This window comes from Gemmatimonadota bacterium, from assembly GCA_026705765.1.
Classification (GTDB): Bacteria; Latescibacterota; UBA2968; order UBA2968; family UBA2968; genus VXRD01.
In genome coordinates this window covers 20,177-35,199 of the sequence record JAPPAB010000023.1, presented here as the reverse complement: position 1 = coordinate 35,199, position 15,023 = coordinate 20,177, and the positions used below count along the sequence as shown (strand labels likewise).

The following is a 15,023-nucleotide window of genomic DNA, read 5'->3' as shown; positions in this document are numbered from 1 at the left end:
GTCAGGTTCGCAGCGAATTGTAATCGATAACCACTTTAATGGCTCCATCGAGGCGATCGGTGAATAGCTCATATCCGTGCTGAATCTCTTCGAAGGGCAATACGTGCGTTACCAGAGGTGCCATGTCAACACGTCCCTGTGCGATCAGGTCGCGGGCGAGAGAAAAGTTGGGCACCACATTGGGACCAACTGTGGAGATCAGGTTGAGATTTAGTCTGAAAAATTCGGGATATGCAAATGGGTAATACGCATCGTCGGGTACGCCAAAGCACAGCAGTGTGCCCAGGTGGCGCACGAGTTTCATGCACGAATTGAGCGTTTTTGTCTGATGGCCGACTGCTTCGACCACCAGGTCCGCCATTTTGCCGTTTGTTATCTCGCGGATGGCTTCCACTGGATCGTCTTTATCGACGTTGACGGTATGGGTTGCGTGCATTTTTTTTGCGGTGTGTAAGCGGTAATCCAATTTGTCGAGTCCAATTACGGTTCGCGCGCCCAGATTGGCCAGCATGCGCGTGAACATCAATCCCATAGGACCCTGTCCTACGATCGCCACGTCACTATCGACGATGTTGCCGAGTTTTTGACACGCCCATACGACTGTGCCCAGGGGTTGGGTCATCAGAATTTGTTCGTCGGGTACAGCCCCTTTGGGCAGTGGAATGGTTCGGCTGTCGGGGGCGCAGATATATTCGCACAGTCCCCTTTGTGCGTCGGGTAGTGCAAGTACAAAATCGCCGGTTTGAAATTGGTCAGAGGTCGATTCAACGACTGTGCCCAGGCATTCGTGAATCGAGAGGCCGACGCGCAGGGGATACGGGTCCCCATTGACGTAATCGACAAATGGTGCGCGTTTTGCTTTGCGCGGGTTGAGTCGCGCTCTTTCTGCCAGTTCGTTGTGATCGTAATCCCATAATGGCACGTCTGAACCGCAAAGACACGCCCGTTCGAGTTGAATTTTTACTTGCCCGGCACCCACGAGTTGTGGTTCGTCTGTTTCGACGACCACAATGCGTCTGGGTGCGACGATTTGTGCTGCTTTCACTAACATCTCCCAGTTTAAATTTCCCCACTGTTTTTTAGAACGCGTAATATAGCTTGTCACAATCGAAAAGTCAATTTACCATTGGGCATATGTTTAGAAAAAATAAATAAAAAATAAAATCCCCTTCTACATTTGATAGAAGACGGGATATTCCTTGCTATCACTTCACAAATCGCGTAAACTTACCAAACACTTCAAAGGAGATGAGGATGGTTCAGGACTACATCAATGCGGCATTAACATACGCCATCTATGAAGAGTTGGATGATAACTCATTCTCTGGAGAGATTCCCAAATGTCCAGGGACGATTGCTTTTGGACAGACACTTGAAGAATGCCGTCAGGAACTCAAGGCAGCACTTCAAGACTGGATTCTTTCTGCGTTGCGTCACGGTGATGAACTGCCCATTATTAATGGTGTTGACCTTAATGCGCAGGCAGTATTAAGCCATGAATAGGTGGTTTCCGTGTAAACGCAGAGAGTTTGTCCGAAAACTTCGATTACTCGGTTTCGATCCTCCCGAACCGGGTACGCGTCATTTTGTGATGCGTCTCGGGTCCCACAAACAGGTTATTCCTCGCAACGACGATTATTCTGTTCCTCAATTGCGAAAATTACTCGCTCAGGTCGAAGATAAGCTCGAACGCAGTATTTCTGCCCAAGAGTGGAATAGTCTTTAGATTTATTTTTCTTTCGATTGCTCGGCAAAGATATCGATGACCTGCGCGAGTGTTCGGCTCTTATCTCGCGTTTCGGGCGCTTCGTCTGCAAGTGGTGTTTCGCTGACGAGGCGGTACATGTCTGCGGCGCCTTCGTATATTTTGGGCGTGAGTCCCAGATCACCGAAGGTTTTTGCGATTTCCTCCATTTCGCCTATCCACCGCTTTGCTTTGGTCGGCATGCCCGGCAAGCCTCGCTCCATGCCCGCCAACCTGTCTTGCTGACTCATTTCCCACTCTGCGATCAATCCTTCGTACAGACCCATGCGCCGCGCGGCGATGAGCAATTCTGTTTGTAGCGCGGTCGTCCCTTTGGTCTGCGCGGCATAGCACATTTTTAATCCCGATGCCTGTCCGATTTCATCGCCGACTTTTCGCGCGTCCAGCCCGTATTTGTTCAGTTTTTCAAAGACCGATGTGTCTGGACCCGAACAGTAAAACCGCGTGCCTCCAGGCTGGCGCGGCGGTCCGCCGATAATACCCGCATCGACAAATACACTGCCCGCGTTTTCGATTATTTTGCCAATATGCACAGTTGTTGCCGGGGCTATTGCATTGCAATCGGTATATACAATCTGTTCATTTGTTTCTTTCAGGGCGTCAGCCACGCGGGCGGCTACCGATTCTGCTGCTGCGGGGACGAGTATGCATATTACGAGTGAAGCTTCGCGCACGAGGTCGGAATATGTGGGTACGTCTTCGATTCCGGCTATTTCTGCGAGCTTGCGCGTGCGCTCACTGCGGCCATTCAGGCAGGTTATTACCCGGGCGCCATTGGCGATTGCCACCTGTCCGACGACATGGCCCATGTCTCCGGGACTGAGTAAGCCGACTGTGAAGGTTGACATTGCTCTCTCCTTTCTTACTAAAATCGATCTGTCCACCACATATACGGATTGCCTTTGGGAAGCAGGATATCCAGCACGGGTAGCAGTTGTCTGGATATTTTTATTCCATCACTATAAGCAATGTCCATCACCTGTCGATACCCCATCACCAGTTGTGTCAATGCCATTTGAGGCATTGACACATGGGCACGGCCACCAACATCGGTCATGACAATATCCGACCCGGAAATCTCGAAGCCCACGCGCCCAATGTCCGTATCAATGGCAAATTCACCTGTCCAATTCAATTCTGAGTGCGCCCATCGTTTTTGGAACACGGGCAGCAATTTTTTCATCAGACGATTCAGATGGATAATGCGTCCCATTGCGCTTTGATTAAAAGGATATGCGATCAAACACGCACATCCCAGAGGTATGCATAGCGAGATAAATGGATCATCGCAAGGCAGATGAAAGAGTACTTCTTCAGCGCCTGCACGTTTTGCTCGTCTTGCGATGGTTTTCCCAACAGAGGCAAGTGCTTCGCGGTCCTTTCCGCACACTTCTGTTACCACGGTGCGCCCCGCCTGTATGTCGTAAACTGCATATCCTCGCACTCGGTCCCGAGCGTCATACACCACCAGAAATTTTCCCGCACGACGAACCGTATCTTTGCCCAGGTTTGGCATATACCATCTCGGCTTCCAGTTCTTTTGACGTGCGTCCATGCCTGAGCGCGCGGCATTGTAATTTCTGTACAATCGGCGCATTGCCTCGTGATCAGCCCTGCGCCCTCTCCGCGCTTTCAAAGGGCCGTTCAGCGAGAATAATTGCGATGTTTTCAAACTCATAGACTGATTGGCAAACACCACGGCATACCCATATCGATGGTAAAAATCGTCAATGCCAAACAAAATGCTCATGTCGCAGTTCTGGCGCTCCATCAGTGCAATTGATTCCCACATGGCCTGACTGGCATATCCTTTCCGGCGATGATTGGAATCCGTCCATACACCAGCAATGCCACCCATTTTCACAACAGCAGAATCGATCTGCATGTGTTTTTTTACCACACCGAGACCACTGACAGCCTGCTCGTCCAACAACAGACTGATCTGCCACCGGCTTTTGCGGTCTTCAATCGCAGTTCTCAGTTCAGCCATCTACATTGTCCTTTTGCATCAACCACAGTCGCACGTAATGCCGTCTTTGATCTGGGTCTGGATGGTCTTCAAATGCCGTTCGATTGTGCAGGATCCAGTTGTTGTTGGTAAATAGCATTTGTCCGGGGGCGAGATCAAATTCCACACGCATTTCGGGACGTTTTAATACGTCTTCAATGACTTGTAGTGCGCGCTCTTGTTCTGACGTGAGCGGTACATCTGCTTCTCGATGTCCCACCTGGATATAATAATGCAGGTAGCGCATCATGAGTGTTTGTTTGTCCCAGGAGAAAACAGGGGTCTTTTTTATGGGTGCTTCGCCCGGGAGATATTGTCCGCGTCGGTCAAAATAGAAAGATGAGTAAAGTGCGTTTAGAACATCGGGCGCTTGTTGGTGTAATATATTGTGTACTGCACAGGCACTGATCAGTTGACTGCGCCCACCCGACCGCGCGGTTTTGATACATAATAGACCGACGATTTCGGGTACTTGTGTTCCGAATGCGCCATCTGTGTGAAACGAGCTTTCTGCATTGGTTACGGAAAAGCGCGCGCCCGATTTTACATCTCGCCCGGTGTCCCGCACGTCGTAGAGTAGCGTGCCTTCGATATTTTGTTCAAAGGGTACGCCCAAACACTGTCCGATCATCCAATATGCGGCTTGCGCCTGGTCCCGTGTGTAATATTCTACGGGCAAGTGCTCGATGATGGCAAATCCGCGTCCGGTTTGCAATGCGTCCAGAATGGGCTGGAGACACGGCGCACGGGCTATGGCGTCGGAAACGCGTAGATGAGATATTGCGCCCGTATGTTTTCGCACTTCGCTATCTAATGCAGACAAATAGGGTTCGGATAAGGGGTAATACCATTCGGGAGACGCATCAATTGTTTCAGCAGTCCACGCGCGGACGTCTGTTATTTGTTTGTTTAACATGATGAAACTCTTTTACCTTGCTTTCTACAAGTTTCTCCTGTTATTTTTTACTGATATTCTAAGGGACAAACTGCACTCTGTCAAGCGTTTGGCATTTGGAGGAGCATCGCGCTATGGAGATTGAAAAAGTCGTTATTCCGGTTGCCGGTTTGGGCACTAGTCTGTTGCCTGCGACCAAATCTCAGCCCAAAGAGATGTTGCCCGTGGGAAGAAAACCGGTGGTTCAGTATGTGGTTGAAGAGGTGATTGAGCAGGGGTTAAAGAAGATACTTTTTGTGACGGGAAAGGATAAGCGCACGATAGAAGATCATTTTGATCGGGATCCGGAATTGCAGAATTATCTTTCGGAGAGCGATCATACACTTGACGAACTCGATTACGAAAGAGAAGGAGTTAAATTTTTTTATACGCGACAAATTATTCCTGCCGGCCATATTACGCCCGCGGGCATAGGCGATGCCATTAGCAGGGCTGAGGACTTTGTCGCTGGCGAGCCATTTGTGGTTGCGTTTGGCGATACGATTATCAAGTCGGGCAATCATGCGGGTCTTTTGAGGCGGATGATCAAATCGCATCGAGAAAATGGGTCCAGTTGTACTATTGCGGTTGTTGAAGTACCTCAGGGCGAAGAAGACCAGTATGGTATTGTTGAGCCTGTGAACGGCGAGTCTGAAGACGATTTTGAAATCGCGCATATTGTGGAGAAGCCCGCACCGGAAAATGCACCGAGCAATCTCGGTGTGGCCGCGCGTTATATTTTTAATCCCGAAATTTTTACCGCTCTCAAACGCACATCTCCCAGTTACAGGGGCAAGCTCGAGCTTACAGATGCGATTTCGACGCTTATTAAAATGGGACATACTGTTCGCTGTATCAAGTTGTATCCCGAAGAATTGCGCTATGATATCGGCGATTTTGAATCGTATTTCAAATCCTTTATCGATTTTGCCCTCTTTGATCAGCGCTATGGGTACCTTCTCCGCCAGTACCTGCAAAAGCGCCTGAGACAATTCTAATGACCTCTGCGTTTTTTTCCACTGCCCCAGGGCGGTGTGGCATTATTGGAAATCCCACCGATATGTACGGCGGTAGCGTTATTTCGTGTTCAACGCAAGAACGCGCCGCGGTTCTGATTGAGCCGTCCGATGTGCTCAGTTTTGAAGTCGCCGGGCAGCGTTTTGTGGTGCATTGCCCGGAAGATCTGTATCCGGATGGCGGTTATTTTGATGTGGCGAAGGCTATCGTCCATTTTCTGGATCTCGGCAATGCGAAATTTTCTCTGCGCTGGGCGTGTAATGTGCCCTTTTCCGCCGGGCTTTCCAGTTCGTCGGCTATGAGCGTGTCTATTCTCAACGCGATTTTTGCATTTTTGGGACGCGACGAGCATCCTTTTTTTTGCGCTGAGATGGCGCGGCATATTGAATTGAACTATATGGCTTTATGCGGCTATCAAGATGCGTATATGTGCATGTTTGGCGGTTTGAATTATATGGATTTTAATGGCAAGCAGTTTTACCGCGCATTTGGGGATGAACCTTATGCGACTGTTGAACCGCTTCACGAATACGTCGAGAATTATCCCTTTGTGTTGGGGCATACGGGTGTCCAGCGTTCGTCGGGTACTGTTCACTTGCCGATTCGAGAGCGCTGGTTGGAGGGCGATAGAGAGGTGAGGCGTTGCTATTTGCGGATTGCACATCTGGCGCGTATGGGCAAGCGCGCGATTCTCGCCAAAGATTGGGCGCATCTGGGCGCGCTGATGATTGAGAACCACGAGATTCAGCGCGATCTTGGGGGATCGGGTCCGGAAAATGAGCGGCTGATTCAGGCTGCATTGGATGGCGGTGCCCTGGGCGCGAAGCTCGCTGGCGCAGGGGGTGGCGGTACGATTATCGCGCTTGCGCGTGATACAAAACCGGTTGTCGAGGCTATGAAACAGGCCGGTGCCAGTCGCATTTTGTATCCCAAACCCTGTTCCGGCGCGACTGTTGTTCCGCTTGAAAACGCCGCAGACCGCGAGCGGGCGGAACGAGAATTGATTCAGCGTAGTGAGCAGGCGGATCTTACATAGCTATGTCTAACACCCGCATCCTTTTTCTCGCGCGTCGCTATCCGCCCAGTGTGGGGGGTATTCAGACGCATTGTTACAATCTCTATCATCGCTTGATTGAGATGTGTTCGGTTAAGCTGGTGGCGCTGGGTAGAGATTCGCTTTTGCATCTGATCTGGTTTGTGCCTTATGCGTTTTTTATTTCTTTTTTTTGTGTTATTTTCAGGCGGGTTGATGCGATTTATTTTAGCGATGGCGTGATTTGTTCTATTGCGCCATTTTTGAGGCTGTTTACGCGCATGCGTTTTGTGGTGACTATTTACGGTTTGGAGATGACGTTTTCCAATCCGATATTTAGCCGCATGATGCGCTTTGGTGTTTCGTTTTGTGACAGGGTGGCTGTTATCAGTCAAATTACCAGGGAGCTTTCCATTCAGGCTGGTGTGCCCGCTGAAAAAATTGATATTATTTATCTCGGTATCGATCCGCCCAGTATTCCCAGGGCGCAGCGCGAGGCTCTCAAAGCGCGATTTGAAGCCGAACACGGTGTTCAATTTGGGCGGGACAAAATTGTTCTGAATTTCGGCAGGCAGGTGCCCCGGAAAGGCGTGGCTAAATTTTTGGCATGCGGCGTGCCTTTGCTCGATCGAGATATCAAACTGATCGTTAGCGGTTCGGGTCCAGATGCCGAGCGCATTCGCGAGATTTGGGAAGAAAACAATCTTCAAGGTCGGGTGTTGTTGCTTTATCTGAGCGATGAAGAGTTGGGGTTTATCAGAGGTGAAGCCGATCTTTTTCTTATGCCCAATGTGCCCTATCCCAACGATGTGGAGGGGTTTGGCATTACCCATCTCGAATGCATGCACGATGGGACGCCTGTTGTTGCTTTTGCTGTGGATGCCCTTACGGAGAGTGTTAGCAAGGGGGGGTATCTGATTCCGCCGAATGATTATCAGGCGTTTGTCGATCAGATTCACGCTTTTTTTCAATTGTCCGCAACAGAGCGCGAGGAGATAGAACGCGAAGCCCGCGATTATGTGCGTTCTGGGTTTACATGGGATCAGACTGCTGTAGAATATTTTGATCTTTTTGTGCGTTGAAAGGAATTTTTTATGACCGGTGCTGATGTTCTTATTCAAAGTCTGAAAGCGCAGGGTGTTGATATGCTTACGGGTATGCCCGGCAATCAGAATATTCATCTTTACGATGCGGTGCTGCGCGCTGGTGGTATTCGCCACCTGCTCATTCGTCACGAACAGGGCGCGACTTTGATTGCGAATGGGTATGCGCGTGCTTCTGGGCGCGTGGGTGTCGCGCTTACTGTTCCGGGTCCCGGTTCGACAAATGCTTCTACGGGTCTGGTGGATGCCCATACGGATTGCGTTCCCGTGCTGTTGATTACCGGGGGGACAGAGGTGGCTTTTGACGGACGGGATCGCGCCAAGTGTTTTCATGGTCTGGATCAGGAGACTTTTTTTAAGTCGATTACGCACTTTTTTGCGCGTCCCAGGTCGGTTGGTGAAATTCCCGATGCGGTCGTCGGTGCGTTCAAGGCACTGCGCGCCTCGCGTCCCGGTCCTGCGGTTATTGAAATACCGACCGATGTTGCTGCGGAGGAGGGTATGGCAGATATTCCGCCTCTGGTTGAGGGGGATCGCCTGTATCCGGATAGCGCGGATATTGATCGCGTGGCCGCGGTGCTTCGCATGGCTAAGCGCCCGGCTATTCTCGCGGGCAGTGCGGTTATTCACGCCGATGCCACCGATGCGCTTCGTTCTCTTGCAGAGGGGCTCAATATTCCCGTTGTTTATACCCGTTTGGGTAAGGGGGTTATGCCAGATGGTCATCCTCTGACTGTGGGGCATTGTTCGGCGCAGGCGGGTAAGACTGTTCTCGGCAGTGCGGATTTGCTTCTGGCGATTGGCTGCCGCTTTACGCAGATCGATACGCGGAGCTGGTCGCTTCCTCTGCCGGATCGCAAGGTTCAACTCGATCCCGATCCGCGAGAGCTTGGGCGCGAGTATCCGATTGAAGCGGGTGCTGCGGGCGATCTGGCGCTGTCGATTCCCCAGCTTGCCGAGGTGGCGGGTGGTTATACGGCAGATTGGGGCGATTTTGTCGATCGCACGTGGGCCGAAGCCGGGTCCAACCGCGCGCCAGTGCCCATTATGGGGGTTACGCGCAAGTCGCTTCCCGATGATGCGATTATTGTGGTGGATGTTACGTCTATTGGGTATCGCGCGTTTGACGAGTATCCGATTACTGTGCCGCGCACGTTTCTCTATCCCAGTCATTCGGTTACGCTGGGGTTTGCGGTTCCCGCTGCTATTGGCGCAAAGCTCGCGTGTCCAGATCAGCAGGTTGTCGCGTTTTGTGGCGATGGCGGGTTTCAGATGACGGCGAGCGAGCTCGCTACTGCGGCCGAACACGGCGTTGAGACAGTTTCGGTTGTTTCCAATGATGGCAGTCTTTCGGCGATTCGCGGCGCTCAGGCCAAGGCTTTTAATGGTCGGGTGATCGATACGGATATGAAGACGCCCCGTCTTGCAGATCTGGCGCGGTCTCTGGGTGCACGGGGTATTCGCGTGGATGATCCCGATCGTTTTGAAGCGGTTTTTGCCGATACTCTGGGTCTGGAAGGTCCTGCTGTGATTGAGGTGATGATGGAGGAACAACGCGATTATCTCATCAGCCGCGTGCCGTGGCTTTACCCGGAATAGATCAGGATGGATAGGATAAGACCCTATATTGATCGTATAATCCATTGGATAAGGCCCTATCTTTTCCGTATGGCGATCTATTGTGGGATTTGCGCGGTGGGGTATTTGAGCATTGCGGTTGCGGTGATTTACGCGTATAAAGATGGTTTGCCGTCTTTTGATAAGTTAGAGGATGTGGATCCCGCACAGACGACTAATATTTTTTCCCGAGATGGGGTCGAGTTGAAGAAGTTCTGGGTGCAGAGGCGCGATCCGATTGCGTATGAGCAGTTGCCGAGTGCTGTGATAGATGCTCTGATTGTTACGGAAGATCAGCGTTTTTGGGGGCACTGGGGGGTGAGTGTTCCCGATATTGTCCGCGTGGTGTTCCGCAATGTTTATACGTCGGGTACTTTGAAAGGGCATGGTGCGAGTACGCTGACGCAACAATTGGCGCGCAATATTTTTTTGACGCTGGATCCAACGTGGACGCGCAAAATTCAGGAGCAGTTGACTGCCGTGCTTTTGGAGCGCACCTATACCAAGCGCGAAATTATTACGATGTATTTTAATCAGATGTATTTTGGCAATAGTGCGTACGGTATTCAGACTGCTGCGCGTCGCTTTTTTGGGAAGGATGTCGAGCGTTTGAGGGTGGAGGAGGGGGCGTTGTTGGTCGGACTTTTGAAGGGTCCGACGCCCTATTCGCCGATTTACCATCCCGAGCGCTCGCTGGATAGGCGCAATAATGTGGTGTTGTACAATATGCGGGGGTTGGGCAAGATTACGGCGGCAGAATACGATTCGATTGCTCAGCGTCCAGTTGTTTTGAAGGAGAATCGCGAGGAGGTGGGGGAGGCGCCCTATTTTACAGAGGATATCCGCAAGTATTTGGAATATACCTATGGACTGAGTGTGCTTTACGATGGCGCGACTGTTACGACGACGCTGGATAGTCGGTTACAGGAGATTGCAGAGGATGTGGTGTCGCAAAATTTGATGGAGCGAATAAAAGATCGCGTGGCTGCCAATTGGAAGCGCGATCCCCCAGATGCGGCGTTTTTTGCGAAGATTAAGACGCATCAGGATACGCTGGCGAATCTGGTGTTGCAGGGGGCGCTGGTGGCGCTGGATCCGCATACGGGACATGTTCTGGCGATGGTGGGCGGGCGCAATTTTGAAGAGAGTAAGTTTAACCGCGCTACGCAGGCTCTGCGACAGCCAGGGTCTGCTTTTAAGCCTTTTATTTATACGGCTGCGGTTGATAAGGGTCATACGCCTACGTGGCGTTTGCCCGATACGGCTGTGTCGATTAAGATGTTCGACGGGACGTATTGGCAGCCGGAGAATTACGACCGAAAATTTTTGGGGTGGATGACGATGCGCGAGGGGCTTGCGGGTTCTCGCAATGTGGTGACGACCCAGGTGTTGGAAAAGGTGGGGCCGAAGACGGTGGTGGATTACGCGATGAAGATGGGTATTGATTCGCAGGTTCAACCGGTTTTGTCTTTGGGGATGGGTACGAGTGAGGTCAAGTTGCTGGAATTGGTGTCGGCTTATGGTACGCTGGCGAATAAGGGTATTCGGGTGGCACCGATGTCGATTTTGAAGATTGAAGACAAGAATGGGAATGTGCTCGAGGAGAATGTGCAGGGGCGCGAACAGGTTGTGCTGAGCGAAGCGTCTGCGGCTGTGACTGTGGATCTGATGCGGTCGGTTCTGGATATGCGGGCGGGTGAAAATTACGCGGTTTTGACCGGGACGGGGCGGATTGCGCGTACGGCTTTTGGTTTTCGTCGTCCAGCAGGGGGGAAGACGGGTACGACGCAGGAGTATGCCGATGCGTGGTTTATCGGGTTTACGCCGCAGATTGTGTGTGGGGTTTGGGTGGGGTTTGATTCCAAGGTGTCGATGGGTAGCCGAATGTCGGGTGCGGCTGTGGCTTTGCCGATTTGGGCGGAGTTTATGCGGCGGGCGCATACGATGCTCCAGTTGCCGGTTGAAGATTTTGTGTTGCCGGAGGATATTCCAGAGGTGGAGGTTTGTGGGGAGACATACCAGGTGGCGTCTATTTATTGTTCTAAGCGCTATACGGAGGTGTTTAAGCCGGGGACGGAACCCAAGCGCCCATGTCCTGTACATACTTCGAATCCGCAGTCTTTGCCGACTCCCAGTCAACCGAAAAAGCCGAGGACTAAGCGGGAATATCAGTTTTGATTGCTGTGGGATGATCCGAAGACGGGTCATCCCATATTTTTTTCTGATGGGTCGCTTTATATCGTGTCGTCTGAGGGCAATTTTCGTCTGGAAGGGTTTGAGGTGGTTCGGGTGGCGTCGCTTCCCGAGTCTGAACCGCTGCCGACGATGTCCGATGGCGCGGTTGTCGATTTTGTGGATCGGGATACGCAGATGTACCGCGTGGTTGGGATTACACATCCCGAGACGGGGGCGACGAGGCAATTGTCCATTTCATAACTAATTGTAAAATATAGAGAAGAGAATTTTGGCATAGAAATTGCTTTCTTTTAGCGGTGGAAAACTTTCCACCCAATTATTTATCAGGTGTGTCTCTTGTTGCGGGAAGGTTATTGTGTTTAGAAATTATCTGATTATCGCGCTGAGAAATCTCAAGCGGCAAAAGACCTTTAGTGCGATTAATATTCTGGGACTTGCCATTGGTCTGGGTACGTGCTTTTTGATCGTGCTCTATATTCAGGATGAGTTGAGTTTTGATAGCTGGCATGCAAAAGGAGATCGGATCTATCAGGTTATCCGGGAGACCAGAGCCGGAGGGCAATCGGATTATTTGCCATTAACGTCGGGCGCGCTGGCAGGAGCGCTTGAGCGGGACTTTCCCGAAGTAGAAAAAGCCGTGCGCGTGATGTTGTTGTTCCCAGATGTGCGTTTAGATAAAAAAAAGTTTGAGATGGGTGTCTGTGTTGCGGATCCCGAGATATTTGAAATTTTCGATTTTCCATTTGTGCGCGGCAATCTCGAAACTGCATTTCCCAATCCCAATGCGATCGCCATAACAGAATCGGCGGCAAAACGGTTGTTTGGCGATGAAGATCCGATTGGCAAGACCATCACCGCTGAGAGCAATCATCACGGAGGCGAGCGCACCATTACTGCAGTATTAAAAGATGTGCCCCACAATTCTACACTGCAATTCGATTATGTCTCAACAGGTGGATTTACGTCCGGAGGCGCAAAATATCTCTGGGAAAATTGGCAACCAACCACTGGCTGGCGTCCCGTCAATACGTATTTTCTGCTGCGAGAAGGGGCGGACCCAAAAGCGCTGGCCGCGAAGCTTCCCGAATTTATGAATCGCTATATGGGGGCAGAGATCGCGCGTACAAATGCGTATCATCTCCAGCCTCTCAATCGCATTTATCTCTATTCGAGGCAGGACTACAACCTGGATTGGTACGGCGATATTGACCGCGTCTATCAATTTGGGGCTATTGCAGTTCTGGTGCTTGCAATTGGGTGTATCAATTTCACAAATTTGACGACGGCACAATCGGCTCGCAGAGCGCACGAGGTGGGTTTGCGAAAGGTGTCGGGTGCTTATCGTTCACAACTGATGGGTCAGTTTTTGGGTGAGTCTGTTCTCACTTCATTGGTCTCGCTTGTGCTCGCACTTGTTGCCGTCAAACTCGTGCTTCCCGAGTTTAATGCCTTTTTCTCCAAGCAGATTGAGTTGAATTTTTCGAGCGATCCCTTGTTTATAATTGCTTTGCTCGGTATTGCTGTATTCGTCGGACTGTTGGCTGGTGTCTATCCCGCATTTTTTCTTTCTGCGTATGAACCCACAGAAACGCTAAAGGGGGCGTTTCGCGCGGGTTCTCGGGGGCAGTGGATTCGAAGGGGATTGGTGGTGGCACAATTTGCAATTTCAATTACTCTAATTGCGAGTACGGGGGTGATCTATCAGCAACTCGACTATATTAAAAACAAGAATCTGGGTTTTAATATGGAGCAGATGGTTCTCATGCCCATATTTGTTCTTGACCAGGAAACAAAATTGGACCCGGGGAAAAAGCTCGCCGCCCGTTATGCCACGGTGAAAGAAGCATTCCTCGCCCATCCGAACGCGCTCGAAGCAACGGCTTATCGCTGGCGGGTTGGATGGAGTGGGGGGATTATCCGGACCATTCGGGCAGAGGGGCACGAGGGCACGGACTGGCGCATGCCCCTTCTGGAGGTCGATGAAGATTATCTCGATGTGTTTCAAATTGGACTGGTAGAAGGACGAAAATTTGATCCGATGGCATTTCCGACAGATACGTCAAAAGCCTTTATTATCAATGAAACGGCGGTTGCGCAACTCGGTTGGGACGACCCTATTGGCAAGTCTTTTGAGTGGGTTGATCGGGGGATAAATCGGAAGGGGACGGTGATTGGCGTGGTGCAGGACTTTCACTATAGTCCGTTGCGAGACAAAATTGGCCCCATTGCACTGACGCTTCGGCACCAGCAATTTTACAATCTGGGCACGCGGGTCAAAGCCGAGGGCATGGAAGAGACGCTCGCTTTTTTTGAAAAGACCTGGAAGCAGTTCGCTCCCGCAGATCAGCCGTTTGACTATATGATGTGGGATCAGCAGTTTGAATTCATGTACTATGCAGAACAACGGGCACAGGTGCTGACATTGCTCTCTTCGGGGATGGCGATTTTGCTCGCGTGTATGGGGCTGTTTGGCCTTGCGGCATTTACGGTTGAGCAGCGCGTGAAAGAGATTGGGGTGCGGAAGGTTTTGGGTGCGAGTGTGTCAAATATTGTGTTTTTGGTTTGTAGGACATTTGCGATTATGGTTTTGATTGCGAATCTGTTTGCCTGGCCGGTTGCGTATTTTGCGATGCGAAGTTGGCTGGATAGTTTTGCCTATCGCACGGATCTTTCGTGGTGGATATTTGTTTTGAGTGGCGCAGTTGCCCTGGCGATTGCGTTATTTACTGTGAGTTTCCACGCCCTTCGCGCGGCGCTGTCCAATCCGGTGGAAGCACTGCGGCATGAATAGATTAGGATAGTGAAAATAACAAAAGCTCGATGGATCAGTTATTCATCGGGCTTTTGTTTTATGTCAGAAGGACATTACCTATGGGGTAGAGATATAGTCTGACCTAAAAAAAGCACTTGTCTCAGGTCATACCGTTGAATCTAACAGGCGTTCAAATTTATCAAGATGGGACACCTGTATCGCTGCGCGGTGCAACTGTTTGAGGCGTTGTAAATCTTCAATAGCCGAAATGCGATCAGATAAGGGATGTGATGCAGGGAGATCAAATCGAATCTCCAGAACTTCCTGGATACTTTCCTGGATACCTTGCCCAATACCTTCCTCTCTGCCTTCTTGTTTAAATTGCTGAATAAGGGATGATTCGCGGATGAGATCCATGAGACCCTCCTTGATAATGATAATGGACAGCATCAAATACCTTTATTGTGTTTTCAATATGCTGTATTATACCCTTGTTCACAACTTGAATTTGAGAATCGTCTGTTTGGCGCAGAACAATCTCTGTATATTTTGAGCGATGAATGGGCGGCCATGTGAAAGATATGTACCACATGCCCAG

The 15,023-nt window shown here is 50.7% G+C and carries 14 protein-coding genes; 9 read left to right on the top strand and 5 right to left on the bottom strand.

Features of this window, described 5'->3' with window-relative positions; all coding sequences use genetic code 11:
- Window position 1 precedes the first annotated feature (1 nt).
- On the bottom strand, window positions 2-1,045 hold the full coding sequence (locus tag OXH16_02735) for a zinc-binding dehydrogenase (protein MCY3680286.1): 1,044 nt from the start codon (window positions 1,043-1,045) through the stop codon (window positions 2-4).
- 209 nt (window positions 1,046-1,254) lie between these two features.
- Between OXH16_02735 and OXH16_02730 the strand changes: the two genes are divergently transcribed.
- Together OXH16_02730 and OXH16_02725 are read left to right on the top strand one after the other, a co-directional pair.
- Entirely contained in the window at window positions 1,255-1,503 is a 249-nt protein-coding gene (locus OXH16_02730) for a type II toxin-antitoxin system HicB family antitoxin (protein ID MCY3680285.1), read from the top strand.
- Entirely contained in the window at window positions 1,496-1,726 is a 231-nt protein-coding gene (locus OXH16_02725) for a type II toxin-antitoxin system HicA family toxin (GenBank protein MCY3680284.1), read from the top strand. Before OXH16_02730 ends, OXH16_02725 begins: the two co-directional genes overlap by 8 nt.
- Before the next feature lie 2 nt (window positions 1,727-1,728).
- On the opposite strand, the gene OXH16_02720 is transcribed toward OXH16_02725, so the two are convergent.
- The 3 genes from OXH16_02720 to OXH16_02710 are packed head-to-tail and all read right to left on the bottom strand — an operon-like array spanning window position 1,729 to window position 4,689.
- Window positions 1,729-2,613, bottom strand: a complete 885-nt coding sequence (locus OXH16_02720; protein ID MCY3680283.1) for a DUF1932 domain-containing protein — start codon at window positions 2,611-2,613, stop codon at window positions 1,729-1,731.
- A 17-nt stretch (window positions 2,614-2,630) separates the two neighbouring features.
- Window positions 2,631-3,755 (bottom strand): GNAT family N-acetyltransferase, encoded by a 1,125-nt coding sequence (locus OXH16_02715; GenBank protein MCY3680282.1) that lies wholly within the window; start codon window positions 3,753-3,755, stop codon window positions 2,631-2,633.
- Window positions 3,748-4,689, bottom strand: coding sequence for a TauD/TfdA family dioxygenase (locus tag OXH16_02710; GenBank protein MCY3680281.1), 942 nt, complete (start codon window positions 4,687-4,689; stop codon window positions 3,748-3,750). Before OXH16_02710 ends, OXH16_02715 begins: the two co-directional genes overlap by 8 nt.
- Before the next feature lie 113 nt (window positions 4,690-4,802).
- On the opposite strand from OXH16_02710, the gene OXH16_02705 reads away from it, so the two are divergent.
- The 7 genes from OXH16_02705 to OXH16_02675 all read left to right on the top strand — a co-directional run bounded on the left by OXH16_02705 (window position 4,803) and on the right by OXH16_02675 (window position 14,464).
- Entirely contained in the window at window positions 4,803-5,705 is a 903-nt protein-coding gene (locus OXH16_02705; GenBank protein MCY3680280.1) for a UTP--glucose-1-phosphate uridylyltransferase, read from the top strand.
- Window positions 5,705-6,760, top strand: a complete 1,056-nt coding sequence (locus OXH16_02700) for a hypothetical protein (GenBank protein MCY3680279.1) — start codon at window positions 5,705-5,707, stop codon at window positions 6,758-6,760. Before OXH16_02705 ends, OXH16_02700 begins: the two co-directional genes overlap by 1 nt.
- Window positions 6,761-6,762: 2 nt before the next feature.
- On the top strand, window positions 6,763-7,839 hold the full coding sequence (locus OXH16_02695) for a glycosyltransferase family 4 protein (GenBank protein ID MCY3680278.1): 1,077 nt from the start codon (window positions 6,763-6,765) through the stop codon (window positions 7,837-7,839).
- A 12-nt stretch (window positions 7,840-7,851) separates the two neighbouring features.
- Window positions 7,852-9,459 carry a thiamine pyrophosphate-binding protein gene (locus OXH16_02690; GenBank protein ID MCY3680277.1) on the top strand — a complete coding sequence of 536 codons (1,608 nt, stop codon included), beginning with the start codon at window positions 7,852-7,854 and terminating at the stop codon, window positions 9,457-9,459.
- Window positions 9,460-9,528: 69 nt separating this feature from the next.
- Complete coding sequence (locus OXH16_02685; GenBank protein MCY3680276.1) at window positions 9,529-11,655, top strand: PBP1A family penicillin-binding protein; 2,127 nt, start codon at window positions 9,529-9,531, stop codon at window positions 11,653-11,655.
- Window positions 11,656-11,913 (top strand): hypothetical protein, encoded by a 258-nt coding sequence (locus OXH16_02680; protein MCY3680275.1) that lies wholly within the window; start codon window positions 11,656-11,658, stop codon window positions 11,911-11,913.
- Window positions 11,914-12,028: 115 nt separating this feature from the next.
- A complete protein-coding gene (locus OXH16_02675; GenBank protein ID MCY3680274.1) occupies window positions 12,029-14,464 on the top strand; it encodes an ABC transporter permease in 2,436 nt (811 codons plus the stop codon).
- A gap of 126 nt (window positions 14,465-14,590) precedes the next feature.
- Here the strand turns inward: OXH16_02675 and OXH16_02670 are convergent, their stop codons facing one another.
- Window positions 14,591-14,842 (bottom strand): hypothetical protein, encoded by a 252-nt coding sequence (locus OXH16_02670; GenBank protein ID MCY3680273.1) that lies wholly within the window; start codon window positions 14,840-14,842, stop codon window positions 14,591-14,593.
- Between the last annotated feature and the right edge of the window lie 181 nt (window positions 14,843-15,023).

Excerpts from the sequence above, each read along its gene's own strand:
- OXH16_02730 (MCY3680285.1), top strand. The coding sequence starts at position 1,255 with ATGGTTCAGGACTACATCAATGCGGCATTAACATACGCCATCTATGAA.
- OXH16_02725 (MCY3680284.1), top strand. The coding sequence starts at position 1,496 with ATGAATAGGTGGTTTCCGTGTAAACGCAGAGAGTTTGTCCGAAAACTT.
- OXH16_02720 (MCY3680283.1), bottom strand. The coding sequence starts at position 2,613 with ATGTCAACCTTCACAGTCGGCTTACTCAGTCCCGGAGACATGGGCCAT.
- OXH16_02715 (MCY3680282.1), bottom strand. The coding sequence starts at position 3,755 with ATGGCTGAACTGAGAACTGCGATTGAAGACCGCAAAAGCCGGTGGCAG.
- OXH16_02710 (MCY3680281.1), bottom strand. The coding sequence starts at position 4,689 with ATGTTAAACAAACAAATAACAGACGTCCGCGCGTGGACTGCTGAAACA.
- OXH16_02705 (MCY3680280.1), top strand. The coding sequence starts at position 4,803 with ATGGAGATTGAAAAAGTCGTTATTCCGGTTGCCGGTTTGGGCACTAGT.
- OXH16_02700 (MCY3680279.1), top strand. The coding sequence starts at position 5,705 with ATGACCTCTGCGTTTTTTTCCACTGCCCCAGGGCGGTGTGGCATTATT.
- OXH16_02695 (MCY3680278.1), top strand. The coding sequence starts at position 6,763 with ATGTCTAACACCCGCATCCTTTTTCTCGCGCGTCGCTATCCGCCCAGT.
- OXH16_02690 (MCY3680277.1), top strand. The coding sequence starts at position 7,852 with ATGACCGGTGCTGATGTTCTTATTCAAAGTCTGAAAGCGCAGGGTGTT.
- OXH16_02685 (MCY3680276.1), top strand. The coding sequence starts at position 9,529 with ATGGCGATCTATTGTGGGATTTGCGCGGTGGGGTATTTGAGCATTGCG.
- OXH16_02670 (MCY3680273.1), bottom strand. The coding sequence starts at position 14,842 with ATGGATCTCATCCGCGAATCATCCCTTATTCAGCAATTTAAACAAGAA.